The sequence below is a fragment of the Acetobacter fabarum genome (assembly GCF_011516925.1).
Classification (GTDB): Bacteria; Pseudomonadota; Alphaproteobacteria; order Acetobacterales; family Acetobacteraceae; genus Acetobacter; species Acetobacter fabarum.
Map to the genome: position 1 here is coordinate 128,444 of NZ_WOTG01000003.1, position 25,117 is coordinate 153,560.

Consider the following 25,117-nt stretch of genomic DNA (forward strand, 5'->3'; position numbering starts at 1 on the left):
GCAGCCCTGGACGCAGAACGCCTGCGGGCGGAACTGGCCCTGACCAACACCCGGCTGGCTGATCTGGCCGATACTGCGGAATCTCTTGCAGCGGAGATGGAGCGCGCCTACATAGAAGATGCGGGGCTGCCCGACGCGTGAGGCAAGTCATCCCCTGGGCCGATAAGCACTTCCTAGGGAGCTGGCTCTGTTGTGGCCCTGGTCACATTACCCGGCGCCCACCTGCACTAGCAGGTCCTGGAGGTTGAAAGACCCACGGTCCATGGTGGCTCCGCACATTCCCCCCCCCTGCAATGACCCGCCTGACATTGCGCAGCGCAAAAAAAACCTGCGGGTTGAATGCCTTGCCGCCATGCGTGCGCGCGATTACGCGCGGGATTGGGGGATTATCCACCGGCTGGAGCCTTTACTGCGCACAAGCACCGGCCCCATTGCCTGCGTGTGGCCGCTCCCGCACGAGGTGGACCTGCGCCCGCTCTGCCACGCTCTGGCGCAAGGGGGTAAAACCGTTGTACTCCCCCAGACACCAGCGCGGGGTTCCCCACTGGTTTTTCGTCAGTGGCAGCCCGAATCCACCATGCGGGCGGGCCGCTTTGGCACACACCACCCCGATGGCCCGATTATGGAGCCTGCCCTTGTGCTGGTCCCCCTGCTGGGGTTTGACCGCAGCGGCAACCGACTGGGTTACGGCGGCGGTTATTACGACCGCACACTGGCCGCCCTGCCCCATGCCGCCAGCATAGGCTATGCTCCCTCCACACAGGAGGTGGCACACCTCCCCCGTGGCCCCCATGACCAGCCCCTGAACTGTATTGTAACCGAAAAGGAGGTTATTCGTTTTGGCTAACCCACACCCCTGCACAGTGCGAAAGACCCACGCGTGAGAATTCTGTTTTTGGGCGATATTGTCGGCCGCACCGGGCGTGATGGCGTTCTTTCCCGCCTGAGTGGCCTGCGCACACAACTGGGGCTGGACCTTGTGGTGGTCAATGCGGAAAACGCAAGCCACGGCTTTGGCCTGTCCCCCGCCATTGCCACAACCCTGCTGCAAAGCGGCGTGGATGTGATTACTCTTGGCAACCACGCATGGGACCGCCGCGACCTGATCGGCCATATTGATGGCGAGCCCCGCATTATCCGCCCGCTCAACTACCCGCCGGCAACGCCGGGGCAAGGGAGTGTGGTGGTGGCGCTGGCCGATGGCCGCAAGGCGCTGGTGGTCAATGTAATGGGGCGGCTGTTCATGGACCCGCTGGACGACCCCTTCCGCTGCACCAACGACTTGCTGGGCAAGCACCGCATGGGTGCCACGGTACATGCCATTGTGGTGGATATTCATGCCGAAGCCACAAGCGAAAAATGGGCCTTTGGCCATATGCTCGATGGCAGGGTATCCCTTGTTGTGGGCACCCATACCCACACCCCCACCGCAGACCACCGTATTCTGGCCGCTGGCACTGCCTTCCAGACCGATGCCGGCATGTGCGGGGACTATAACAGCGTGATCGGCATGACCAAGGAACCCGCCGTTGCCCGCTTTGTGCGCAAAATGCCCGGCGAGCGGCTCCAACCCTCCGAGGGTGAGGCCACGATCTGCGGCATTATGGTGGAAACGGACGATGCAACCGGTCTGGCCCGCCGCCTTGCCCCCTTGCGGCAGGGGGGACTACTGGCCCAGACCTTGCCGGATTTCTGAACCACCAAAAACATCCGCCACAGGCAAACCCACCAGCCCACCACACCATACGGCGGGCTGGTGGCGAGGCGCCTATTCCGCCTGCACGTTAAAAGCCTGCACGGCAACCTGCGTGGCAGTGGTTAACGGATGTGGCAGGGCATTCAGGGCAAACCACCCCAGACCATCATGTTTATGGGGCTCGCACAACTGGGGTTCGCCCTGCACTGGGCCTGTTCTGTAAACCGGGGCCACCCAATGCGTGCCTGCGGCACGGTCAATCTGGTCCACCACGCACAAAAGGGGACCGGGTTGCAGTTCCAGCCCCACTTCTTCGCGCACTTCACGCATGGCGGCCTGCGCTGCGGTTTCGAACAGGTCCACCTTGCCACCGGGTAAACCCCAGCACCCGGCCTCTGGCGCCTTGACCCGCCGGATCAGCAGCAGGCAGCCATCACGCAGAATAAACGCGCCACACCCAACCGCTGGCTGCACGGGTGTTACCACACCAACCTGTGCACCGCAGCCGTTGGCCGCAGACCAGCCGCCTGAGCCTCGGCCGTGGCCAGAGCCATGTCATTGCCCACCATTTCCTGATGAATGCCGCCCAGAATCCACAGGCTGTCCACACCCACGGCGGCAGCCCCCCTGATGTCTGTCCCCAGCGCATCCCCAATGGCCAGAATACGTGTGCGGGGCACGTCCAGCATATCAAACACGGGTTGGTACACACCGGGGTATGGCTTGCCAATCCAGCGGACATCCCCGCCCTGTTCGGCATAAAACGCAGCCAGAGCACCAGCACAGATCTGCCGATTACCCCCTTTGACCACCACCTTGTCGGGGTTGGCGCAGATCATGGGCAGGGTGCGGGCAAGACAGGCACGCAGTTCGGGCAGGTAGGGGTCCAGCGTTGCAACGCCCCGCTCCAGATCCGGCCCTGTGTTCATCACAAAATCGGCCTGTTCCACGTCTGTTACGCGCTGGATGTTCAACCCTTCGTACAGCCCCAGATCATGCACACCGCCAATATGGAGCACCTTGTGGCCAAGGCGGGCAAACCATGGGTCTGCCTTCTCCTTCATCTGGCGGTGGGTTTCCTGCCCACTGGTCATGACCCCGTTGTAAAGGGTGCGGTCCACGCCAAACCCTTCCAGCTGGGTGGCGATTACCGCAGCAGGCCGGGGCGCGTTGGAGAGCATGACAACCCGTTTGCCCGCATTATGGAGTGCACGCAGGCATTCCAGAGCGCCGGGATAAGGGTTTACGCCATCATGCACGGTGCCCCACAGGTCTATGATGTAGCCATCATACCGATCAGCCAGCACTTCCAGCCCGGCAATCTGGGGGAGTGACCAGTCTGTGGTGGTGCTCACAGGTCCACCCCACGCACATCATCCAGTGATTCTATGCCTTGTGCGCGCATGATCTGAAGCATCTCCCGCTTAAGGCGGGCAATAAGGGCTGGCCCTTCATAGGCAAAGGCCGTGTAAACCTGCACCAGATCGGCCCCAAGGCGGATACGGTCCAGAATATCCTGCCCGCTCTCGATCCCCCCGCAGGAAACAAGAGCCAGACGGCCAGCGGCAATATTGGCAACAAGCCGCAGCATCTGGGTTGAGCGCGCAGCCAGCGGCCGGCCGGAAAGCCCACCGGATTCGCCCTTGTGCGGACTACGCAGGCTATCGGGGCGGGCCAGTGTGGTGTTGTTGATGATCAACCCCTGCACACCGCCTTGAATTGCGGCTTCCACAATAGGAGCAAGGGCATCGTCTTCCAGATCCGGGGCCAGCTTGACCAGCAGGGGCGGGCGTTCGGGGTGGCGCGCTGCAATGGCGTCCAGAATCCCCTTGAGCCTTGCCGCATCCTGCAACCCGCGCAAACCCGGCGTATTGGGGGAAGAGACATTGAGCACAATGTAGTTCACATACGGTTTGACCCGCGCCACAAGGGCCGGGTAGTCCCGCTCGGGGTCTGCACCGGTTTTGTTGATGCCAATATTGGCCCCCACCGGCACACCGGCCCCCCCTGCCCTGCCAGATGGCAGCGGCCGGGTCAGGCGGGCAAGGCGCACGGCAAAGCGGTCTATCCCCTGATTATTGAACCCCATGCGGTTGATAACCGCCCGGTCCTCCTCCAGCCGGAACAGGCGCGGCTTGGGGTTGCCCGGCTGCGGGCGGGGGGTCACGGTCCCTGCCTCAACAAACCCGAAACCCAAACGGGCGAGCGGGCGCAGCACGCGGGCGTTCTTGTCAAACCCGGCGGCTATGCCAATGGGGTTGGAAAAACGCATACCCAGCGCGCGCGTGGCAAGGGCCGGGTCATCCTCGGGGCGCTTGAAAGGGACGGAAATGCCCAGCGTAAGGGCATCTATGGCAAGCTCATGCGCTTTTTCGGGATCAAGTTTGCGCACAAGCGGCAGGGAGAGGGATGCTAGCACTGACATGCCCTTTGTACTGCCCCAAGCCGCCCCCTAAGGAAAGAGAAAAAACCAGCCCCGCGACCACACGATTATTGCCCAAAGTTTTACTTGCAACTAAGAGTGATTCTCATTTAATGATCCTCCATGACCGATAGCTAGGGAGGGAGGCGTTGCCTCCGGATCACGCCATGCAGCATACACCTGTGTACCTTACCGACCTTGCCGCAAGTGAACGGCTGACCCTGTGGACCATCCGCCGCCTTGCTGGTGCCCCTCCCCCCTGCGGGGCTGCACCGGGTGCATCGGGCAGCCTGTTCCTGCCCTGCTTCCGGCAGGAGTTTATGGCTGTCTCCCAAGCTTTTCAGGATGCGCTAACCGACATGGCCGCGCATGAAATGCCCGCACTGGATATTTGCGCAGGCAGCACACTGGCCGTAACCGAAACCGAATATAATCTGCTCCTCGCCACCGAAGCCGCACAGAATGAGCGGGAAACGGACATGCAGGCCCTGCTGAGCCCCCTGCTCCCCTTTGCGCGCCTGCGCCAGCGCATGGTGGCGGCCCTGACCACTCTGGGCGCATGCCTTGCGGGCGCGGGCTACTGGCTCTCCCACCATGCGGCGCGCCCTTTGCAGCAGCCCGTAGCCATGCCGCGCATGAGCCGTGCCGCCTACCCTGCAACCGCAGCCCTTTCGGTCGCACGGTGGCATGATCTGGATATGAGCATCGCCCATTCGTGGCGTTATGCGCCACCACGCCGCAATTTTGCGCAACACAACCCGGGTTAAGCCTGCCGGGCACACCATAGCTTGAGCACTGCGCAGGAATGAGCCCGCAAGATACGTTCTCTTTCTGTTCCATTTTGGTGCAGTTCATGCCATAGTGGCCGGGCCATGCCTACGCCCATACGCCGCATTATCCACATCGACATGGATGCATTTTATGCGTCGGTCGAACAACGCGACAACCCGGCCCTTAAAGGGCAACCGGTTGCCGTTGGCCATTACCAGGAACGTGGCGTTGTAGCCGCCGCCAGTTACGAAGCCCGCAAATTTGGCGTGCGCTCTGCCATGCCCTCCCTTATTGCGCGGCGCAAATGCCCCGAACTGGTTTTTGTTCCCCCAAGGTTTGAGGCCTACAGGGCTGTATCGGCCCAGATTCACGCCATTTTTTCACGCTATACATCCCTTGTTCAGCCGCTCTCGCTGGATGAGGCTTATCTGGACATCACCCAGCCCTTACTCCGCCGTGCCTCCGCCACCGCCATTGCGGAGGAAATCCGGGCCAGCATTTTTGAACAGACCGGGCTAACCGCCTCTGCCGGGGTTTCCTACAACAAGTTTCTGGCCAAGCTGGCATCGGACTACCGCAAACCCAACGGCCTGTTTGTTATTCCACCGGGCATGGGGGAGGCTTTTGTCGCACCGCTGCCGGTTGGCACCTTCCACGGCATCGGCCCGGCCACGGCCCGACGCATGAACGGTCTGGGCATTCATACCGGGGCAGACCTGCGCGCCTGTGCACTGGATATTCTCAAACACCATTTTGGCAAGGCCGCCACGTTTTACCATGGCATTACCCGCGGCGTGGACAACCGACCTGTTGAACCCAACAGACCAAGAAAATCCCTTGGAAAAGAAACAACCTTTTTACAGGACCTGCATGCCACCCCCGAGCTGGAACAGGCGATGGACAAACTTGTAACGCTGGTCTGGGCTGGCTGCCTTAAGCGCGAGATCAGCGGGCGCACGGTCACACTCAAACTCCGCCATTCGGATTTTACACAACTGACGCGCAGCCAGTCCTTCCCCCATCCCATCCAGAACGAAGCCGCCTTGCGAGACGCCGGGAGCCGGCTGCTGGCCCCCCTGCTCCCCCTTGCCAAACCCGTCCGGCTTTTGGGCATATCGCTTGCCGGGCTGAGTGTAGCGGGGCAGCCTGCGGCAGACCGCCAGCTTTCCCTGCTGCCATAAGGCAACACGCGCAGCATAATCCGCTGCCAGATTGACCACATCCAGTACAACACAGAAAATGTTTTGATTTCAAAATGTGTTGAAAGTCAACATTCCTTCATCACAAGGAAAACCCGCCAAAAATTGCGGATACGCAAAGACTACAGGACAAACAACAAAACCCGATACCCAGCAGATACACTAATTTTGATCCCGTAAGCATCTTTACACCCGCGATAATTCAGGGCAACCGATACAGTTCCATTACAAAACAGTGTCTCTGTAAGGTTGGCTGAATGACTGCGCCCCCCTCCCCGTTTTCCAACGTCGTACCCACTGGCGCAGTCAAACCCGCACACAAGCGCCCATGTGGGCACAAAACCGGACCAGCACCGGCAGACTTGCCGGGCAGGAACGGCACAGCAGACGCCCCCATGAGCACATTGCTGATACAGCAGGCCAAGCGGCTTTTTGCCCGCACCTGCCTATATGGCTCCATGCACTGGCGTTTACCTGCCACACTTGGCGTGCCAGCCCTTGCCATGGCCGCCACGCCCACTTGGGCAGCCAATGCAAACAGCACCACCACCACCACACAGACCCAGAGTGAGCAGGAGGCAAAACCGCAGTGGTACACTGGCTCCCTTGTCTCCCCCTCCGGGGCCATGACCAAAAAAGGCATGATCGCGTGGGAACCGTACATGACCTACAGCCAACCGGTTGGGCAGTTTAACAGCAATGGTGTGAGCCAGCCCATGCACCCAAGGCAAAAGGCCGTTAGTAATTTTACGCTGTATAAATACGCAATTACGGATGCGATCAGTATCCAGCTGACCCCCGTTATCGAGTATCGCTGGAAAAAAGGTGACAACACCAGCAGCGGTTTAAAGTTTGGTGACCTGCCGGTGGACCTGATGTGGCGTTATGTGGATGCAGACCCCAAACGCTACATACCCGCCCTGAGCGTTTTTGCAGGTATGGCCATGCCTACGGGGGATTATAACCGGCTGGGCCGCGTGCAGGATGGTGTGGGCGCTGGCACCTACACTTTTCGGCTGGCGTTAACAGAACAATCCACCTACACCCTGCCCGGCCAGCATGAGCTACGGTTGCGGGTATGGAGCACCTTCCGGCGTGCGGTCACAACTGCACACCTGCATGACGTAACCAGCTATGGCACATCAGCAGGTTTTAAAGGCCGGGCACAGCCGGGCATGTATGGCGAGAGTGGTTTTTCGCTCGAATTCGGCATTAACCAGAAGTGGGTTCTGGCCCTTGATCTGGCGCGGGACTGGTCCAACGGCTCCCATTTGCGGGGCACAACCGCCACAGGCAAAAAGGTTGATACCATAGCCCAGTCCTCCGGTGACTGGCAGATTGCTCCTGCCATTGAGTATAACTGGTCCCCCCGCTTTGGGGTTATTGCAGGTGTGTCCACTTACTTTGCCGGCCACAACACGGGTTTGGACGTATCACCCCAGGTTGCGTTTAACAGTGTCTTCTAACACTTAATGCAATACAAAACAGAACGGCGGAAAGAGAACTTTCCGCCGCCTGCATAAAACACCTGTATATTCTATGTCTTTTACAAAGACGGAGCAGGCCCCTTAACAATGGATGCCAGATCATCCGGGCGGATCCACTGGCGGAATGCGGCCTGCACATCTGCGCCGGTTGCATTGTAGTAGGCCAGTGCCCCGCGGTCCGCATTATCCAGCGGCAGCCCCAGATCGGTCAGATGCAGGTACTGCGCTGCAATCCGGTCCAGACTGGCGCGGGCCAGAGGAATACTCCGCAGAAGTGACGCCTTGGCCAGAGCCAGTTCATCATCCGAAGGAGGAGCCGACTGCATGGCCTTGATATCCCGCACCGCAGCGGCCTGTGCCTTGCCGACCTTATCGGGGTCTGCGCCGTAATTGACCGTGTACAGGCCACGGGTGCGCCCCCACTCGAACGCGCTCCCCACTGTGTAAACATACCCGGTTTTAACACGCAGGTCGCGGTACAGGCGGGAGGAGAACAGACCGCCCCCCAGCACCTCATTCCCCAACTGGAGCATAAAGTGGTCGGGCTGGGCCGCAGTCAGGCCCAGTGTTTCGGCCAGAACCACTTCGTCCTGCACACTGCTCTTATCTGGCACCTGTGCGTGGGATGCCTTGCTTAGGGGCACTGCAGGCAGGTCAATATCGGGTGCGGGGCCATCGGCTTTCCAGCCCCCGAACGCCTGTTCCAGCACAGCCTGTGCTTTTTCCGGGGTTACGTCCCCGGTCACAACAATGGTTGTTCTGTCTGGCCGCCAGACTTTTTTGTAATAGGTCTGCACGTCATCACGCGTCACGCTCATGATGGATTGCGGTGTGGCTTCGCGCAAAGTGGGGTCTTTGGGCGGCAGCACAGCCATTTTTATGGCCCGGTTGAACAGATGGTCAGGCGAGAGCAGTTCCCCTGCCTGTGCCTGTGCCGTCTGCTGGCGCACAACCTGAAAATCCTTGTCTGCAAAAGCCGGGTGCAGCTCATTATCAGCCAGCAGGGCAACACCTTTTGCAAAATCGGGTGTCAGAACCTGAAGGGAGAAGCTGCTCCCCGCACTTTCCCATGCAGGAATATCGTCCAGCGCTTTCTGGAAAGCCAGCCGGTCATACTGCGTGGTCCCGTAGGAGAACAGGGCTTCGGTAACGTCATTCACCCCATCCTGCCCTGCGGGCTGCTGGAGGGAGGGTGTCTGCCGGACCTGACCGCTGAGCTGAATGGTATGGCTGACATGGGCCGGCCAGACGATCAGCTTGATCCCGTTGGACAGGGTGCTCACATAAGGCTGGGGTGTGGGTTCAGGCTTGTCCAGCTTGAGCAGGGCTTTTTCTGCCCAGTCCGGCAGTTTGACCGGCTTATCGGGGGAAGACGCAAAGGACTCAGCCCCGCCAAACCCTTTGCCCGACACAGGATTACCAGAGCTTTCCGGCGTGAGTACGGCAGAAACCGCATGGGCCGGGTTAAGCAGGGTGGCAGCCAGTTTGTTCACCGCCTCTGGTGTTACGGCCTGATACGCGGCAACCAGATCCCCCGGTGCGTCCAGCCCCTGAAAAGCCAGCGCCGTGGACCAGGTGGAAGCCAGACCGCTGACCGAATTGGCAGCAAACTGCATTTGGGCAATCTCACGCCGTTTGGCGGCTTCTACCAGATCAGCCGGAACGCCATTCTTGCGAATAGCCTCCAGCACACCCCGCATATCCGCCATGGCTTTTGCCGCATCCCCCCCTTTGGGGAACGCCGCCAGAGCAAGCCCAAACCCTGCTTCCTTTTTGGGGGCGTATTCAAATCCGGCAAATAGCGCCTTGCCCTGTGGCACAAGGTCGTACAGTGCCCCACGCTGGCTGGCCAGCACATCGGACAGAATATCCGCCGTAGCGTAATCCGCAGCGGAAGAACCCGGCATGGGGAAGGCAAGTGTTGCAAACCCTATAGGGTAATCCGTTGCCAGCGTAAGCGTTTTGGCCGGTGGTGGCACGGGGGAAACCTTGTGCCGTGCTGGCAATGTTTTACGTGGAACACCGCCAAACGCATCTTCTACCTGTTGCAGGGCGGTAACCGGGTTTACATCCCCCACAATAACCAGAATGGCGTTGTTGGGCGCGTACCATTTTTCGTAAAATGCGCGCAGGTCAGCGGCTTTTGTTTTATCAAACGACGGGCGCGTGCCCAGCGCATCATGCTCGTACGGTGTACCTGCGAACAAAATGGCCTGCAGCTGTTCAAGGTAACGGTAGGCGGGGCTGGACAGGTCGCGCGAGACTTCCTGCTCAATAGCACCCCGCTCCTTGTTCCAGTCTGCCTCGGACAGGGTCAGCCCGTTCATGCGCAGGGCTTCAATCCTGAGCAGCACCGGCAGGTCACGTGCCTGAGCAGTGTAAAAATACTGGGTAACGTCCTCGGTCGTGTCCGCATTATAGCTGCCGCCGAGGCGTGTACCCACGGCCGCGAGCTGGTCCTTGTCCAGCCCCTTGCTGCCACGGAACATCATATGTTCCAGCGCATGCGCCGTGCCGGGAAAACCCTTTGGCACCTCTGCCGACCCAACCAGATAGTTGATTTCCGTTGTGACCACCGGTGCCAGCTTGTTGGGCACGATCACAACCCGCAAGCCATTAGGCAGGGTTGCCCGCACGACCTGCGCACTGCTGAGCGAAGGCGGCACCAGTTCCGATGGCATGGAAGGCGCTGCCGCCTGCGCAAAGGCACCAACGGGCGAGAGCGCACTGCCACACAGGGCCAGCCCGGCAACCAGTGCGGCACCCCGCACGCGGGAGATGGTCATTTTACGGAAAATCATGAAAAATCCTGTGTCCTGTGGAAAACGGCAAAGAAAAAATGCCTAGTACCCCATGGCAGGCAAAGGCAGTTTTTTGGCGAGAGCAGACAGCTTGTGCCGCCGCAGCTCGGAGCGGGCTTTGGCATCCTCGGTCATGTAATTGAGCTGAATGGTATAGCGCGACCCCACAAACTGCTTGTGCCCATGCCATGTTGTCGGCCCGTTGGGGAAGATGAGCAGTGTGCCATCCACAGGCTGCACTTCCTTTGCGTAGTCCTCAATATCATGCGGACCACGCAGCAGGCGCAGGCAACCTTCCTGCTTTTCCCAATGCGGGCCTGTAGGGTTCAGGTAAAGCAGAATGGTTACGCGCTTGGCCAGAGAGTCCGTGTGGATGCGGCCATCCTTTTCCCGCGTGCGGCCACGAATGGTCAGCATGGAAGGTGCTGTATCCAAGTCAAGGTTCAGCTTTTGGGCAATGATCCGGCGCAGCTCCGGGCCTTCCATCTCGCGCACCAGTGCCTGCACCAGCGGGGCAAGCTTAAGTGATTGTGGAGGGAAAGACCCGCCCGAATGAATGGCAGGCAGACTGGCGAACAGTCTGGGCAAGTCATCCTGACGAATAAAGTGCGGCACCATAATATGTGTAAATGGCTCTGCGCAGACAGGAGCCTGCGTTAATGCCGCATAATCGGGCCGGATGGTGGATTCTGACGTGGTCATACCCTGTTGTCCGCAAAAGTGAACCTGTTAACCGCCGAAACGGTAGAAGGGTTGCGCGGCATAAACAAGAGCCAGCCGTTACGAGCGCCGTTTACTGCGGCCCTTTCCGGGTTTTGGCTCATACCCCCCGCCACCCGGCCCCAAGGGACGCGGGACCTGCCCTTTGCCAGCGCCTTTACGCCCGGCCCCGGCCTTTGGGGCCGGAGGGGGCGGCATGTCCAGCCCGAGTTGCAAGGCTTCCAGCCTTTTAATTTCATCACGCAGGCGGCCTGCTGTTTCAAACTCCAGCTCGGCTGCGGCATCGCGCATCCGCTTTTCCAGCCCGGCAATGGTGGCACTCAGGTCCTGCCCCACAAACTCGGCCACCCCGGTATCTTCATCCGGGGCGACGGTCACGTAATCCTGTTCGAACACGGAGCCTACAATATCCCCAATATGCTTGCGCACACTCTGGGGTGTAATGCCGTGCTCTGCGTTCCAGGCCATCTGCTTTTCCCTGCGGCGCGCGGTTTCTTCCACCGCGTAGGTCAGGGAGTCGGTCATTTTATCAGCATACAGCAACACGCGCCCATCCACGTTACGCGCAGCACGGCCTATGGTCTGGATGAGCGATGTGCGCGAGCGCAAAAAGCCTTCCTTATCCGCATCCAGAATGGCCACAAGCGCACATTCGGGAATATCCAGCCCTTCGCGCAGCAGGTTAATGCCGATCAGCACATCAAACGCGCCCATACGCAGGTCACGGATAATTTCGATCCGCTCCAGCGTATCCACATCGGAATGGAGGTAACGCACCCGAATACCGGCTTCGTTCATGTAATCGGTCAGGTCTTCGGCCATGCGCTTGGTCAGGGTGGTTACCAGCACGCGGCTGCCCTTGGCTATGGTCTCGCGGCACTCGGCCAGCAGGTCGTCCACCTGGTGTTCCACAGGGCGGATAACCGTTACAGGGTCGATCAGGCCCGTGGGGCGAATAACCTGCTCTGCAAACACACCGCCTGTGCGCTCCATTTCCCACGGGCCGGGTGTGGCGCTGACAAAGATGGTCTGGGGGCGGAACTTGTCCCACTCCGCAAAATTAAGCGGCCGGTTATCCAGACAGGACGGAAGCCGAAACCCGAAGTCTGACAAAATGGATTTACGGGCAAAGTCTCCACGCTCCATGCCACCAATCTGGGGCACGGTCACGTGGCTTTCATCCACAATCAGCAAGGCATCTTCTGGCAGGTATTCAAACAGGGTTGGCGGGGGATCGCCCGGTTTGCGCCCGGAGAGGTAGCGTGAGTAATTCTCAATTCCCTTGCACACACCTGTTGTTTCCAGCATTTCCAGATCAAACGTGGTGCGCTGGTCCAGTCTTTCGGCCTCCAGCAGTTTGCCTGCATGGGTAAACTCATCCAGTCGGGTGCGCAGTTCGTGCTTTATGCCTTTTATGGCCTGATTAAGCGTGGGCCGTGGCGTAACGTAATGGCTGTTGGCGTAAATGGTAATTTCCTGCAAATCAGCCGTTTTATCACCTGTCAGCGGGTCAAACTCTATAATGCCGTCTACCTCATCGCCAAAAAGGGAGACGCGCCAGGCCCTGTCTTCGTTCTGGACAGGGAAAATATCCACACTTTCCCCCCGCACACGGAACGCCCCGCGCGCAAAGGCTGCATCGTTCCGGCGGTATTGCAGTTCCACCAGACTTTTGATCAGCTTGTCGCGGTCAATCTCGCCCCCCAGCTCCAGCTTGACCACCATGCGGGAGTAAGTCTCGACCGAGCCAATACCGTAAATGCACGAGACAGAGGCAACAATAATCACATCATTGCGCTCAAGCAGCGCCTGCGTGGCGGCATGCCGCATACGGTCAATCTGCTCGTTAATCTGGCTGTCTTTTTCAATATATGTATCAGAACGCGGCACGTAGGCTTCGGGCTGATAGTAGTCGTAATAGCTGACAAAATACTCCACGGCATTGTTGGGGAAGAACTGCTTCATCTCCCCATAAAGCTGCGCGGCCAGTGTTTTGTTGGGTGCCAGAATAAGGGTGGGCTTCTGGGTGGCCTCGATCACCTTGGCCATACTGAAGGTTTTGCCCGAGCCGGTAACCCCGAGCAGAACCTGATCGCGCTCCTGCCCTTCCACGCCCGCGACCAGTTCCTTGATCGCCTGTGGCTGGTCCCCTGCCGGTTCATATTCGGAGACAACCTCCATCCGGCGCAAACGCGGGCGGGCGGGTTGCTGCTCCGGCACAAACGTAACAGGCGGCAAGCTTGCTGCCCGCTCGCTCAGAGAAGCCCGTTTTTTGCCACGCGCGGGCGGCGCGGCGGAAGAAGATGAAGCACCCATGCCCACAAGATGGGCAACTCTGCTCCCCTATGCAAGAGAGCAGCGGTAACGACCCCGCACAATTCCACAATCCCCCATTGCAGGGGAGGGAGAGATGCCCCCTCCCCTGCATTGCAGCACCTGTGCCCCCACCATAGGCAAGGACACAGGTCCGGTTTTATGAGCGGGCGGGAGGTGCCATAAATTCCGGCCCCACAGGGTCGGTAATAGCTTTGTCCAGAATGGCATCAATGGCGGCCATATCGTCCTTGCTGAGTGTCCAGCCAAAAGCATCCTGCACACCGGTAATCTGCTCGGGCTTTCTGGCCCCCCACAGGGCAATGGTTGGGCCCCGGTCCAGCACCCAGCGAATAGCCAGAGCCAGCAGGCTTTTGCCGTGCTGCTCGGCAATGGTTTTAAGCCCTTCCACCGCGTTCAGATACTGTGCGAAGCGAGGCGGCTGGAACTTGGGGTCCACCTTACGCAGGTCATCCCCCGTAAATACGTGATCTGCTGCCATTTTACCCGACAACAGCCCCCGGCAGAGCGGACCATAGGCCAGAACAACCAGATTATTGCTTACGGCATAAGGAAGAATGTCTTTTTCAATCTCCCGTTCAAACAGATTATAAGGTGGCTGAATAGCCGCAATTGGTGCGAACTTCCTAAACTCATCCATTTGTTCGGGGGAAAAATTACTTAGCCCGAGTGCGCGAACCTTGCCACTCTGCACACTTTTTTCCAGTGCCCGTGCGGTTTCCTCAAACGGGGTTTTGGGGTCCGGCCAGTGCACCTGATAAAGATCAATATGGTCTGTGCGCAACCGTTTGAGCGATGCGTCCAGTTCCTCTTCAATCCGTGCTTTTCTGCTATCGCGGAATACGTGGCCATCCTGCCAGTCCAAGCCTACCTTGGTAGCTAGCACCACCCGGTCACGCCGCCCTTCCAGCGCCTTGCCCAGAATTTCCTCCGAATGACCAAACCCATAGACCGGTGCGGTATCAATCAGGTTTATGCCAACATCGAGTGCTTTATCTATTGTTTTTGCGGCATTGGCATCATCAGGGCCGCCCCACATAAAGCCACCCATGGCCCATGTACCCAGGGCAATACGCGAGGCCGGTTTGGGAATACCTTCAATTTTTATAAATTCCGCCGTCACGTTTACTCTCCTTGACTATGTTCTGCACCAACAGGCCTGTTACGGCACCATTGCCACATCTTACCCATTAAACACCGCATCTGGATAGAGATGCAGTGTTTTGCAGCAAAGATGGGTTGACCTGCATGCACACCCCCCTACACTACAGGGCCATGAACGCTCCCCCCTTACCCGTATTACCCCGCGTTGGCGTGCTGGCCATTGTGCGCCGTGGCTGTAATTTTCTGCTTGTCCGGCGGGCCAATGCGCCCGATGCGGGCTTATGGGGCTTTCCCGGTGGCAAGGTGGAAGGGGGAGAAACCTTTTTCCGCGCTGCGGAACGGGAGCTTATGGAAGAAACTTCCTTACAGGCCCATGCAACATCTTTGGTGGATGTGTTTGATAGCTTGCATTATGCGCCCGATGGCACGCTCGCTTTTCATTACCTTATTCTTGCCGTGCTCTGCACCGAACCACAACCAGCCCTGACCACCCCCATTGCGGGGGATGATGCACGGGAAGTAAGGTGGTTCAGTTACGAGGAAATCGCCCAGCTTGGCCCAAAAGCCAGCGCACGCCTGCACACACTTGCAAAAACTATCATGCAGGCACAGCCATGATCGTAAAAAACCAGCATTCAGAGTAACGCGCGCTGCATACACTCTGCACCAGACATCTGCTTTTGAACGCAGGGCTTTTCAACACCGCACGGAATATGTGGTAAATATTCTGGAAAAACCTGAAAAAACCTTAAATCCAGTTGCTTTTTTTAATTCGCCCCATACCCACACACAACCCGGCAAGCACAACCAGTGCAAACACTGCCCCCATAACAGCCATGGAAACAGGCAGGCCGGGGATCAGATATGTAGGGGCATCACACGGTTTGGATGGCACCAGTGGCATGGAGGCCCAGCGCTCGGCCAGTGTACGCCCCACAACATGGGCCGCATGGCAGGCAGGGAATGGGCTTGGCCACCACTTCCACTCAACGCCTGCATGGCAGATTGCAAGCCCTTCCGCCGCTAGCAGAACAGGCACACATGCCCACAAGGCACCACGCCCCATGCGGGCAGGCAATACAGGGGCTACAACCCCCAGAACAATCAACACCCGCCAGGGCCAGCGTTCCCACAGACACAGCTCACACGGCATAATTCCAAGCCTGTGCTGCGTCCACCAGGCAACGCCAAGTGCGGCAAAACCGGCCAGAATCATAAAAAGCGCAACCGTGCTCAGCCGCATGGTTTTTTTCATGCTGTTCTTACCTCAGACATCGCCGCAATAAACGACCGCGCCCAGCTTGCCGCCGTAACACGCCATACTTCCGCCCGCAGACGCTCCCAGCGCACCCGGCGCTCGGAGCCGGATAAACTTAACGCTTTATGTAAGGCTGCTGCAATTTCATCCGAATCATGCGGGTTGACCAGCAGGGCATCTTCCATATCCGCCGCAGCCCCGGCAAAACGGGACAAAATAAGTGTGCCGGGATTCTCGGGGACCTGCGCAGCCACATACTCCTTGGCCACAAGGTTCATCCCGTCGCGCAGGGGGGTGACAAGTGCCGCACTGGAAAGCTGGAAAAAAGCCGCCAGCAGTTCCCGCGGGAGCGGGTGGGTCAGGTAGCGCACGGGGGTCCAGTCAAACGCGCCGTATGTGCCGTTAATATGCCCCACAATCTGGTCCAGTTCGGCCCGCAGGCTCTGGTATTCCGGCACGCTCCCGCGTGAAACCGGCGTGATCTGGAGATACGTAACCTTACCCCTGTATTCAGGGTAGCGCTTAAGGAATGTATCGTACCCGCGCAGTCGTTCCGGCAGGCCTTTGGAATAATCCATGCGGTCCACACCAATAATCAGCGGTAGACCGCGCAGGTCCTGACGCAGGCGCTGCACCTGTGGCAGGCTCTGCCCCTCACGCGCACAGGCTGCAAAACTGTCCGGATCAATGCCAATGGGGAACACCCGCGCCTTGGCAGGAATACCCAGAACCGCAAAGGCCTCATTCATATTCCGCGCGTCATCTTCGGTCTGCACGCCAATCACATCATAGGCACGCAGGTCGCGCATCAGGGCCGGGGCCTCTGGCAGAGAGCGCATCAGGCTCCATGGCGGAAAAGGGATATGCAGAAAAAAGCCGATCCGCGCTTTGACTTTTAAATCACGCAGGGCCTTGCCAAGCGGGAACAGGTGGTAATCATGCACCCAGACCATGTCATCGGGTTTAAGCATGGGGGCCAGTCTGGTCGCGAACAGGGTGTTCACACTGGCGTAAATCTGCTGGTCATGCCGGCTATAGTTCATGAGCCCGGCCCGGTAATGGCACAGCGGCCAAAGAATACCGTTGGAATACCCCTGATAAAACCCGTTATATTCCTTATGGGTCAGCCCTATGGTGGCGTAGGTTACGTTGCCTACCGTGTCCACGCTGAGTGTTCTGTCCGCGCCGTCTCCGCCTATCTGCTGGCCGGACCACCCAAACCACAGACAGGGGTGGTCCTGAACAGCAGCCCTAAGTGCCACAGCCAGACCACCTGCTGGCTGTTTGCGGTCACGTACTGCTGGTACCCTGTTGGAAACAATGACCAGCCTCTGCATGCTTACCCCCTTCCAGCAACAAGGGACGCCAGCCAGGCCCTGAACACCGCAGGTGTTGGAAAATCTGCTGGAATACGGAAGAAGGCACCGCCCATACGGTGGACTGCGGCCATGCCGTCCTCATCCGTTACGTCGTCCCCCACAAAAACAGGTTTACGCCCCGCAAAGGGTGCGGTTTCCATCAGCAGGGAAACCGCATAGCCTTTATCCACCCCGGTCGGGCGGATTTCCCATGCCATTTTTGCTGGCTGGAGCGTAAAGGCCCCATCGGATTCCCTAACCCAACGCTCGGCAGTCTGGCGCAATACTTCTGCTTTTTCGGGCGCTGCACGGTAATGCAGCACAAAACCACCCTGCTTATGCTCCAGCCGAGTGCCCGGCAGGGTCGCCAGCAGGTCGGATGCCTGCACAAGCCAGCGCTGCGGCATGCTCGGCAGCACAGCACGCTCAATAGGGCCACCGGGGCGATGGCGGATGGCCACGCCATGTTCCCCTGCAACCGCAAATGGAACATCACCCAAAAACTGGTCAATCTGGTCAATCGGGCGGCCAGAAATAATCGCCAGTGCGTCCCCACAGGCCGCACGCAGGCGGCTCAGGGTTTCCCGCAAATCGGGGGGAACCACCACAGCTTCGGGCGTTGGGGCTATGTCCACCAGAGTACCATCAAAATCCAGCAGAAAAGCTGTCTGGCTCAAAGGAGGAATTTTAAAACGGCTATCCTGCGCAAAGGAGGAACCAAACACAACGCACCTCTTGATTGTCTGTTTGCAGCGCTGGGCAAAACCCGCATGCCGTGTGTTGCGCTACGCAATGAATATGATTTAACCCGCAGCCTTACCCTTAATAGGCCCCATCGCTATCCGGCTGGAACGGGTTGGCATTATCCGGCGCGGCAGGGCGCGGGGCAGCAGGTGGCGCCACAAGGCCCGGCGGAGTTGGCTGGGCCGGCAGGGTTTGCGAGCCCTGGCCCATGCCGGCACCCTCATCAACCGGGGCGGCTTCTGGCAGGGGTGGGGGGGCTACGGGTTTTGGCAAGGCGGGCAGGAAGGGGGCCATGTCATCCCCGGCACACTTGACCATCCGCACATCATAAACCGAACTTTCCAGCACCCCGAGCCCGGGCTCGGCGGCCAGCATCCAGCCCTTAAAGGTAGCCCCTCCGGGGTGTGTATCCTGTATTTCCAGCCAGGCGGCGGCATCGGGTGCCCGGGTTGGCGGGCGCTGGAGGCAGCGGCGGGCCAGAATATCCAGATTTTTGTAATGTATGGCCTCGCCCCCAACCGGCACGGACAAGACCTCCACATGGGCGTCCAACCGGTCCAGCACACGCACAACTGCCGTACCCTTACCCTGCCATGTGCCAGCCGGGTAAACGGCCGGGGGAGCAAGTGGCGTACCCGTGGCACAGGCTGCACCACCATAACCAGCCAGCCCAAGCAGACCCGCGGCCAGCATACGGGCACACCGCCCACGGAGTAGCAACATCATGCGCCTGCCACCTTGGGAGAGGAAAGAGAGGTAACAAGCTCTGCCAGACGCTCACGCATAACCTGTTCACTTACCCCCATGAGCACCGCATCCTCAAACGCGTCGGCCAGCACCTGCTGCACTTCCTGCCAGTTTTCTTCCAGCATGCGCAGTTTTTCCTGGCACGTAACGGGTTGCCCGTCTTCTTGCGGCCATATGCGCAACGCCGTCATTGTGTCCGCCTTAATCATGTTCGTCTTGCTAAACCGTTTTTATGTCTGTTTCAGGGCAGATTTGCGCCATTGCCCTCATTCTGCCCGGCTGCAGCATCCTTGTTGGCGCGGGTCAGCGTATCGGTCACAGAGAAAATAAACTTGCTCAGGAGTTGTTCCAGACTAATCGAACCCTGTGTCTGGCTGATGGTGCCACCTGCGGGCAGGGTTTTGTCATCGCCACCGGGGGAGAGGGCAATGTATTTGCCACCAAGCAGGCTGTCGCTGGTAATAATAGCCGCTGTATCAGCCGAGAGATGAATGTCCGGGCGCACGGTAAAAACCACATGCGCCTTGAAGGTCTGCGGGTTTACGCTTTCGCTCTGCACGGTGCCAACCGTTACCCCGGCCAGCCGCACGTCCGAGCCAACACTCAACCCGTCTACGTGCGAGAAGTCGGCCCCAAGCTGGTAGCCAACCGTATCTGTCTTGCGGCCTTCGCCGACCACTGCTGCGGCCAGCATGCCTGCCAGAGCCACCAGCACGGCTGCGCCAGTCAGAAGCTCCGCCAGACTGCGCCGTGATTTTTCCGCCATTGCCGATGCCATGAACTAAGTACACTCCCTGATAAGACAAACCACTCTAACAGGGAATGTGCCGCAAATCACGCCTTGGGAACACTCTCGGGTGTCCATGCCTCATAATCACCGGTTGCGGGCGGGTGCTGGCCCGTTGCGTACAGGCTGCCCTGTGGGTGATAGGCCTGTGCACTGCCGGTCATGTTCGCCTGATGGGGCAGTTGCCATGGCTTGCGCTCTGCCTCGGCAATCGGGGCATCAAGCGTGTGGTGCAGCCAGCCCCACCATTCCGGCGGCACAGCGGAGGCATCTTCCCCTTTCAGGTAGATAACCCAGCGCTCGGGGCGCTCCGTGCCCCCACCCTTGCGGGCCGGGCCGGTGGATTCGTAATAACAGCGACCATCGGCATCCTTGCCAAACAGCCGACCCTTCCGGCGCGTATGCAGCCATGTTCCGAAATTTGCCATGGAAGCGATGATAGGACTCCGCGCACCCCGCGGTCCATGTTTTATCGCAAACTCCCCGATCAACCGCGCGCGAGCGGGAGGATGCAAAAGTTATCCCCCATATCCTCATTTTGCAGGGTGATAACGGAGTGCCGGACGTGTTTTGTCGGGTTACGCGGTGTGTGTGCGCAGCGGTAACATGCCACTCATGACAACAGCCAGACGCCATTGGAACGGTGTGCTGATGAGCACACTGGACGCCGCAGCAGACCCGGACGCACCGCTCCGCTCCGTAACGCTGCCCGCAGAGTGGGATGTGGATGCCGCGTCCGCACTTGCCCAGCTTATGCCGGGCGACGGCCCGCTTGACCTGCCTACTCTTGCGTCACGCTGGATTACGGCCCTTGCGCTGGACGAGGCCTCTGCCCGCTCACTGGTATGGCTGCTGCTAACGCGCCAGGCCGCACCGGTGGAAGCCGTGTGGCACTGCGCGTTCGACCGCCCTGCGGGCTTTGTGGTCAACCTGGCAGCCTTTGTCTCCCCCGGGGAAGGGTTTGCCGCGCGCACCTTTGTAGCCGCACTCAAGCTGATCTGCGCGGTACTGCGCCAGACGGCACTCAACATGGCCGACCAGCGCAATGGCGACCTGCTGCTGCCCGACCTGTTTGTGCCCACCCCCTCCGCTGGCACAGATGCCCCACCCATGCAGGCCGCAACTGCGGGGGACATCCTGCTGACCAACATGGATGCCTGCCTTGCCGGTGTTGGTCTGGATTATGATAGCGAAGATGGCCGTGCCGCCGCCTGTGCCATTACCGCACTGGCCACACTGACTGCCCATGCAGGACGCGGCCCGGAGTCCCTGCCCCTGCCGCCCGTACGCACCGTACTACCCGGGCTGGGCGAGACCCTGCGCGCGGTCTGGAACGAAGCCGCGGTAGAAACCGATGCTCCTCTGGCCCCGATCGAAACAGGGTTTTCCACCCCCAACCCCGTAGATGGCCTGCTTGGGGTGGAAGCGTGCGGTCTGGCCCCTGTTTTTTCCATGCTCCGACCCGATGGACGGCTGGCCAACAGCACCCGGCAACGGCTGGACATACGCGGCTTTACGGTAGAAACCGCACTGGCCGCAGCCCTTGCGGGCGAGACTGTGCTGCCCCAGCCCGGCCCCAAGGCGCATCTGGCCATGTACCGCGCACTTACCGGCTTTGCGGACCGCATGCCCGCACGCCCAGAAACCCTGCCCACCCCTGTAAAGCTCCGGCTCGAGCGGGGCATGCGGCGGATTCTGCCCGCACGGCATGGCGGTTTTACACAAAAAACCACCATTGGCGGGCACCGCCTGTTCATGCGCACAGGGGAGTATGAAGATGGCACACTGGGTGAGCTGTCCCTGACCCCCACGCGGGAAAGTGGTATGGTGCGCGGGCTGATGGAAAGCTTTGGGGATGCCGTAAGCATTGGCCTGCAATACGGCGCGCCGCTGGAAGCCTATGTGGAAAACTTTGCCTATTCCTGCTTTGGCCCGGCTGGCACGGTAGAAGGTGACCCGGTTGCCTCCTACGCCACTTCCATGCTGGACTATGCCTTCAGGGCCCTGTCCGACACCTATCTGGACAGGCGCCTGCCCGACGGCCCCCATCAGGACAGCACGTCCGAACCGGACCCGCTGCTTCCGCTGGACCTGCCGGATGGAGATGATACGCAACCCACACGCCCACGGCGCAACCTGCGCCTGGTCTGCTAGGTCCCGGTTTTTTTACAAGGAACGGAACACAACGCCATGAGCACTCCCCAATCCCGTCTGGCCGAACTGGGTATTGACCTGCCCACACCCGCAGCCCCCGTGGCCAATTATGTTGCCTGTGTGCAGACAGGCTCGCTCCTTGTAGTTTCAGGCCAGTTGCCGTTGCACAATGGCAAGCTGTTCGCCACCGGCAAGCTGGGGGACGCTGTGAGTGTGGAAACAGCGGTGGAAGCCGCGCGTTACAGCATGATCAACGTGATCGCACAGGTTAAAGCGGCAGTGGGTGACCTCTCCCGCGTCAAGCGTGTAGTGCGTCTGGGCGGCTTTATTGCCTGCACGCCAGATTTTACAGCCCATGCTTCCGTCATGAACGGGGCGTCTGATCTGGCTGTGGCCGTCTTTGGGGATGCCGGACGCCATGCCCGCTCCACCGTTGGCGTACCCTCCCTGCCGCTGGATGCCCCGGTGGAAGTGGAAGGTCTGTTCGAGATCGCCTGACCAAGCGGAAAAAAACTCATGGCTGACTGGTCCGTTACCCTGCACAACAGCATTCACGACATTCCCGCTGCGGAATGGGCGCAATGCGCAGGGCCGGATAACCCTTTTGTCAGTCATGCGTTTTTAAGCGCACTGGAAGATAGCGGCTCCACCGGCCAACAAAGCGGGTGGGTGCCACGGCATGTGTGCCTGCATAGCTCCGATGGGCAACTGGCCGCTGTCTGCCCCGCCTACCTTAAAGGCCATTCATGGGGCGAATACGTCTTTGATCAGGGCTGGGCCCGTGCGTTTGAAGCCGCGGGGGGCCGCTACTACCCCAAGCTCCAGATTGCCATCCCCTTTACCCCCGTACCCGGCCCCCGAGTGCTCCTCCACCCTGCTGCCCCACCGCAGACCACCGCCGTTATGGCTGATGCCCTGCGCCAGATCTGTGCGGATACGGGTCTGTCCTCCGCCCATGTGACCTTCTGCACCGAAGCGGAAAGTACGGCCCTGCACCAGCAGGGCTGGCTGCCCCGCCTTGGCCTGCAATACCACTGGCACAACAGAGGCTACGCAACGTTTGACGATTTTCTGGCCACGCTCTCCGCCCGCAAGCGCAAGAGCATCAAACGCGAACGGCGCGATGCCAACGCTGCGGGACTGACATTTGAAACCCTGCAAGGCGCCAGCATAACGCAGGCGGACTGGCAGGCGTTTTACCAGTTCTACCGCAATACAATCGACCGCAAATGGGGCAGCGCTTACCTGAGTGCCGAGTTCTTCCCGCTTATGGCGCAACGGCTGGGCGAGCGGGTTGTGCTTATACTGGCGCGCAACGGCTCAACCCCCGTGGCCGCGGCCCTGAACCTGATGGGCACCCATACGCTCTATGGCCGCAACTGGGGGTGCGAAGGCAACTGGCCCTTCCTGCATTTTGAACTCTGCTATTACCGCGCCATAGATTTTGCCATTGCCCACGGCCTGCAACGGGTAGAAGCCGGCGCGCAGGGGGAGCACAAAATCCAGCGGGGCTACGAGCCAACCCTCACCCACTCCGCCCACTGGCTGCAAAGCCCCGGCCTGCGCAATGCGGTGGACCGTTTTTTGCAGGCCGAACGCCCCGCCATACTGGCCGAAGCACAGGCCCTGAGCACATTAACCCCCTACAGGCAGGACCTCCCGCCCCAGAACCCCTAGCCCCCCAGACCCTTCCCGGCCCCTTGGTAAAGCGGGCGGGCAAGGGTTGCAAACATTGTCGGCAGGCGTTTTTTTGCGTATGCCCGCCTGACCCTTTTCCCACCTGTTTACGCGACCGGACCGGCACAGAACTGATGAGCAGCACATCCCACACCCTCCCCCCCGAACATCAGGCCAGCCTGATTGATGGCAAGGCTTTTGCCGCAACCGTGCGCCAGCAGATCCGTGAGGATGTTCTGGCCTTCCACGACCAGCACGGCGTAACCCCCGGACTGGCCGTTATTCTGGTGGGCAACGACCCGGCGAGCGAGGTGTACGTTAAAAACAAGGCGATCCAGACACACCATGCCGGCATGCGCTCCTTTATGCACATGCTGCCCGAAACCACGTCGGAGGCCGAACTGCTGACCCTGATCGGGCGGCTGAACAACGACCCGGAAATTCATGGTATTCTGGTGCAGCTCCCCCTGCCCAACGGGCTGGATGCACGCCGCATTACCAACGCCATTCTGCCTGAAAAGGATGTGGATGGTCTGGGCGAGGTCAATGCAGGCCGTCTGGCCGTAAACCTGCCCGGCATTGTGCCCTGCACCCCACTGGGCTGCCTGATGCTGCTGCGCGACCAGCTGGGAGACATGAAGGGCCAGCACGCCGTGGTTATTGGCGCGTCCAACCTTGTGGGCAAACCCATGGCGCTGCTGCTGCTGGCAGAAGGCTGCACGGTCACCATCGCCCATATTCACACGCGCGATACCGCAGCCCTTGCCCGCGAGGCAGATATTCTGGTTGTGGCAACCGGCTGCCGCGAGCTGGTGCGGGGCGACTGGATCAAACCCGGGGCCACGGTTATTGACGTGGGCATTACCCGCACCCAGACTGCAAGTGGTAAAAGCCGCCTTGTGGGGGATGTGGCATTTGACGAGGCCGTAAAGGTTGCCGGGCGCATTACACCCGTGCCGGGGGGCGTTGGCCCCATGACCATTGCCTGCCTGCTCAAAAACACACTCACCGCGGCCCAGATGCAGATCGAGGGAAAAACCGAATGAGCTTGAACCGCCTGTGCGTTGAACTGATCCCCCGCTCCGCCGAATCTCTGGAGCAGGACGTAAAAACCGTTCAGACGGTTTTTCCCGCGGCGGATACGCTCAATGTGCCCGACCTCATGCGCTTTCCCCTGCGCAGCTGGGATGCCGCAGCCCAGCTGCGCCCGGTCTTCCCCCGTGTTATTCCGCATATCCGCGCCATAGACATTGCGCCCCACGCCCCCCTGCCCGGAGCCGAGCAGGACGGGCTGGAGGAAATTCTGGTCGTGCACGGGGACCCTCCGGCCGACCTGTCCATGCGCACATACCCCAACAGCACGGAAAGCATTATCCGCCGCTACCGCAAGGAAGCGCCGCACCTGAATGTTTATGCCGCGTTCGACCCCTACCGCCGCGCACCGTGGAAGGAACTGGAAGACGTAGCCCGCAAAAAGGAAGCCGGAGCCTGTGGTTTTTTCACCCAGCCGGTCTTTGACTACAAACTGTTCGACCTGTGCCGCGAATGGTTGCAGGGCGAAAACGTGTTCTGGGGTCTGTCCCCCGTTATTGGCCCGCGTTCACGCTCATACTGGGAAACCACAAACCACATTGTGTTCCCCAAGGATTTTTCCACAACGCTTGAATCCAACATAGCCTTTGCCCAGACTGTCCTGCGTGAACTTGGACAGGACAAGGGATCGGCCTACCTTATGCCCGTACGCGTTAAACTCGAACACTACCTGCCTGCCCTGCTTGATGCGGTGGCCTGAACAGGCGCACTGTTCCCAACAAGCATTTAACATGTGTGGTGCCGGGCAGGCCGCTAGTAGCAACGG

General features: G+C 59.8%; 25 protein-coding genes and 1 other RNA gene. 12 read left to right on the forward strand and 14 right to left on the reverse strand.

The features are described 5' to 3' along the window. The first annotated feature begins 120 nt into the window (after nucleotides 1–120). From ssrS to GOB83_RS06245, 3 genes are all read left to right on the forward strand, one after another. Nucleotides 121–276: non-coding RNA, 6S RNA (ssrS, locus tag GOB83_RS06235), on the forward strand. After that, a complete protein-coding gene (locus tag GOB83_RS06240) occupies nucleotides 263–847 on the forward strand; it encodes a 5-formyltetrahydrofolate cyclo-ligase (protein ID WP_165925553.1) in 585 nt (194 codons plus the stop codon). The genes ssrS and GOB83_RS06240 overlap by 14 nt, the downstream gene beginning before the upstream one ends. A gap of 33 nt (nucleotides 848–880) precedes the next feature. After that, nucleotides 881–1,696 carry a TIGR00282 family metallophosphoesterase gene (locus tag GOB83_RS06245; protein WP_165925554.1) on the forward strand — a complete coding sequence of 272 codons (816 nt, stop codon included), beginning with the start codon at nucleotides 881–883 and terminating at the stop codon, nucleotides 1,694–1,696. A gap of 72 nt (nucleotides 1,697–1,768) precedes the next feature. On the opposite strand, the gene GOB83_RS06250 is transcribed toward GOB83_RS06245, so the two are convergent. From GOB83_RS06250 to GOB83_RS06260, 3 genes are read right to left on the reverse strand one after another with little or no spacing between them, the layout of a single operon-like run. Continuing rightward, nucleotides 1,769–2,170, reverse strand: coding sequence for an NUDIX hydrolase (locus tag GOB83_RS06250; protein ID WP_264802417.1), 402 nt, complete (start codon nucleotides 2,168–2,170; stop codon nucleotides 1,769–1,771). 5 nt (nucleotides 2,171–2,175) lie between these two features. Then, nucleotides 2,176–3,051: a TIGR01459 family HAD-type hydrolase gene (locus tag GOB83_RS06255; RefSeq protein WP_165925556.1), complete on the reverse strand. Its 876-nt coding sequence runs from the start codon at nucleotides 3,049–3,051 to the stop codon at nucleotides 2,176–2,178. Next, nucleotides 3,048–4,121, reverse strand: coding sequence for a quinone-dependent dihydroorotate dehydrogenase (locus tag GOB83_RS06260; protein ID WP_165925557.1), 1,074 nt, complete (start codon nucleotides 4,119–4,121; stop codon nucleotides 3,048–3,050). Before GOB83_RS06260 ends, GOB83_RS06255 begins: the two co-directional genes overlap by 4 nt. Before the next feature lie 164 nt (nucleotides 4,122–4,285). Between GOB83_RS06260 and GOB83_RS06265 the strand changes: the two genes are divergently transcribed. The 3 genes from GOB83_RS06265 to GOB83_RS06275 all read left to right on the forward strand — a co-directional run bounded on the left by GOB83_RS06265 (nucleotide 4,286) and on the right by GOB83_RS06275 (nucleotide 7,554). Next, on the forward strand, nucleotides 4,286–4,885 hold the full coding sequence (locus GOB83_RS06265) for a hypothetical protein (protein ID WP_086646344.1): 600 nt from the start codon (nucleotides 4,286–4,288) through the stop codon (nucleotides 4,883–4,885). A 105-nt stretch (nucleotides 4,886–4,990) separates the two neighbouring features. Continuing rightward, the gene (gene dinB / locus GOB83_RS06270; RefSeq protein ID WP_165925558.1) at nucleotides 4,991–6,070 is read left to right on the forward strand and encodes a DNA polymerase IV; all 1,080 of its coding nucleotides are present in this window, start codon (nucleotides 4,991–4,993) and stop codon (nucleotides 6,068–6,070) included. A 521-nt stretch (nucleotides 6,071–6,591) separates the two neighbouring features. After that, nucleotides 6,592–7,554, forward strand: coding sequence for a transporter (locus GOB83_RS06275; protein WP_242005769.1), 963 nt, complete (start codon nucleotides 6,592–6,594; stop codon nucleotides 7,552–7,554). Between the two features lie 80 nt (nucleotides 7,555–7,634). On the opposite strand, the gene GOB83_RS06280 is transcribed toward GOB83_RS06275, so the two are convergent. The 4 genes from GOB83_RS06280 to GOB83_RS06295 all read right to left on the reverse strand — a co-directional run bounded on the left by GOB83_RS06280 (nucleotide 7,635) and on the right by GOB83_RS06295 (nucleotide 14,553). Beyond that, entirely contained in the window at nucleotides 7,635–10,376 is a 2,742-nt protein-coding gene (locus GOB83_RS06280) for a M16 family metallopeptidase (protein ID WP_165925559.1), read from the reverse strand. 42 nt (nucleotides 10,377–10,418) lie between these two features. After that, the gene (locus GOB83_RS06285; RefSeq protein ID WP_095349657.1) at nucleotides 10,419–11,078 is read right to left on the reverse strand and encodes a 2OG-Fe(II) oxygenase; all 660 of its coding nucleotides are present in this window, start codon (nucleotides 11,076–11,078) and stop codon (nucleotides 10,419–10,421) included. 78 nt (nucleotides 11,079–11,156) lie between these two features. After that, nucleotides 11,157–13,412, reverse strand: a complete 2,256-nt coding sequence (gene uvrB, locus GOB83_RS06290) for an excinuclease ABC subunit UvrB (RefSeq protein WP_194301311.1) — start codon at nucleotides 13,410–13,412, stop codon at nucleotides 11,157–11,159. Between the two features lie 157 nt (nucleotides 13,413–13,569). Next, the gene (locus GOB83_RS06295) at nucleotides 13,570–14,553 is read right to left on the reverse strand and encodes an aldo/keto reductase (RefSeq protein ID WP_165925560.1); all 984 of its coding nucleotides are present in this window, start codon (nucleotides 14,551–14,553) and stop codon (nucleotides 13,570–13,572) included. A 116-nt stretch (nucleotides 14,554–14,669) separates the two neighbouring features. On the opposite strand from GOB83_RS06295, the gene GOB83_RS06300 reads away from it, so the two are divergent. Further along, nucleotides 14,670–15,152, forward strand: coding sequence for an NUDIX hydrolase (locus tag GOB83_RS06300; protein WP_369823039.1), 483 nt, complete (start codon nucleotides 14,670–14,672; stop codon nucleotides 15,150–15,152). A gap of 130 nt (nucleotides 15,153–15,282) precedes the next feature. Here the strand turns inward: GOB83_RS06300 and GOB83_RS06305 are convergent, their stop codons facing one another. The 7 genes from GOB83_RS06305 to GOB83_RS06335 form a co-directional block, all read right to left on the reverse strand. Further along, nucleotides 15,283–15,789 (reverse strand): disulfide bond formation protein B, encoded by a 507-nt coding sequence (locus GOB83_RS06305; protein ID WP_233129113.1) that lies wholly within the window; start codon nucleotides 15,787–15,789, stop codon nucleotides 15,283–15,285. Continuing rightward, nucleotides 15,786–17,129, reverse strand: a complete 1,344-nt coding sequence (locus tag GOB83_RS06310; RefSeq protein ID WP_095349659.1) for an alpha,alpha-trehalose-phosphate synthase (UDP-forming) — start codon at nucleotides 17,127–17,129, stop codon at nucleotides 15,786–15,788. Before GOB83_RS06310 ends, GOB83_RS06305 begins: the two co-directional genes overlap by 4 nt. A gap of 2 nt (nucleotides 17,130–17,131) precedes the next feature. Then, on the reverse strand, nucleotides 17,132–17,875 hold the full coding sequence (gene otsB / locus GOB83_RS06315) for a trehalose-phosphatase (RefSeq protein WP_095349660.1): 744 nt from the start codon (nucleotides 17,873–17,875) through the stop codon (nucleotides 17,132–17,134). A gap of 97 nt (nucleotides 17,876–17,972) precedes the next feature. Beyond that, the gene (locus GOB83_RS06320; protein ID WP_242005755.1) at nucleotides 17,973–18,620 is read right to left on the reverse strand and encodes a DUF2155 domain-containing protein; all 648 of its coding nucleotides are present in this window, start codon (nucleotides 18,618–18,620) and stop codon (nucleotides 17,973–17,975) included. Then, a complete protein-coding gene (locus GOB83_RS06325) occupies nucleotides 18,617–18,850 on the reverse strand; it encodes a hypothetical protein (protein ID WP_408737426.1) in 234 nt (77 codons plus the stop codon). The genes GOB83_RS06320 and GOB83_RS06325 overlap by 4 nt, the downstream gene beginning before the upstream one ends. Before the next feature lie 32 nt (nucleotides 18,851–18,882). Beyond that, nucleotides 18,883–19,419 carry an outer membrane lipid asymmetry maintenance protein MlaD gene (gene mlaD, locus GOB83_RS06330; RefSeq protein WP_095349662.1) on the reverse strand — a complete coding sequence of 179 codons (537 nt, stop codon included), beginning with the start codon at nucleotides 19,417–19,419 and terminating at the stop codon, nucleotides 18,883–18,885. Nucleotides 19,420–19,475: 56 nt separating this feature from the next. Beyond that, nucleotides 19,476–19,856, reverse strand: a complete 381-nt coding sequence (locus GOB83_RS06335; protein WP_165925561.1) for an NADH:ubiquinone oxidoreductase subunit NDUFA12 — start codon at nucleotides 19,854–19,856, stop codon at nucleotides 19,476–19,478. Between the two features lie 178 nt (nucleotides 19,857–20,034). On the opposite strand from GOB83_RS06335, the gene GOB83_RS06340 reads away from it, so the two are divergent. The 5 genes from GOB83_RS06340 (at nucleotide 20,035) to GOB83_RS06360 (ending at nucleotide 25,051) form a co-directional block, all read left to right on the forward strand. Further along, nucleotides 20,035–21,582, forward strand: a complete 1,548-nt coding sequence (locus GOB83_RS06340) for a TSCPD domain-containing protein (protein ID WP_095349663.1) — start codon at nucleotides 20,035–20,037, stop codon at nucleotides 21,580–21,582. A 36-nt stretch (nucleotides 21,583–21,618) separates the two neighbouring features. Then, nucleotides 21,619–22,080, forward strand: a complete 462-nt coding sequence (locus tag GOB83_RS06345) for a RidA family protein (protein ID WP_086646354.1) — start codon at nucleotides 21,619–21,621, stop codon at nucleotides 22,078–22,080. Nucleotides 22,081–22,098: 18 nt separating this feature from the next. Further along, nucleotides 22,099–23,259: a GNAT family N-acetyltransferase gene (locus GOB83_RS06350; RefSeq protein ID WP_165925562.1), complete on the forward strand. Its 1,161-nt coding sequence runs from the start codon at nucleotides 22,099–22,101 to the stop codon at nucleotides 23,257–23,259. 134 nt (nucleotides 23,260–23,393) lie between these two features. Then, nucleotides 23,394–24,305 carry a bifunctional methylenetetrahydrofolate dehydrogenase/methenyltetrahydrofolate cyclohydrolase FolD gene (gene folD / locus GOB83_RS06355; protein ID WP_095349665.1) on the forward strand — a complete coding sequence of 304 codons (912 nt, stop codon included), beginning with the start codon at nucleotides 23,394–23,396 and terminating at the stop codon, nucleotides 24,303–24,305. Continuing rightward, nucleotides 24,302–25,051, forward strand: a complete 750-nt coding sequence (locus tag GOB83_RS06360) for a methylenetetrahydrofolate reductase (RefSeq protein WP_086646357.1) — start codon at nucleotides 24,302–24,304, stop codon at nucleotides 25,049–25,051. Before folD ends, GOB83_RS06360 begins: the two co-directional genes overlap by 4 nt. Nucleotides 25,052–25,117 lie beyond the last annotated feature (66 nt).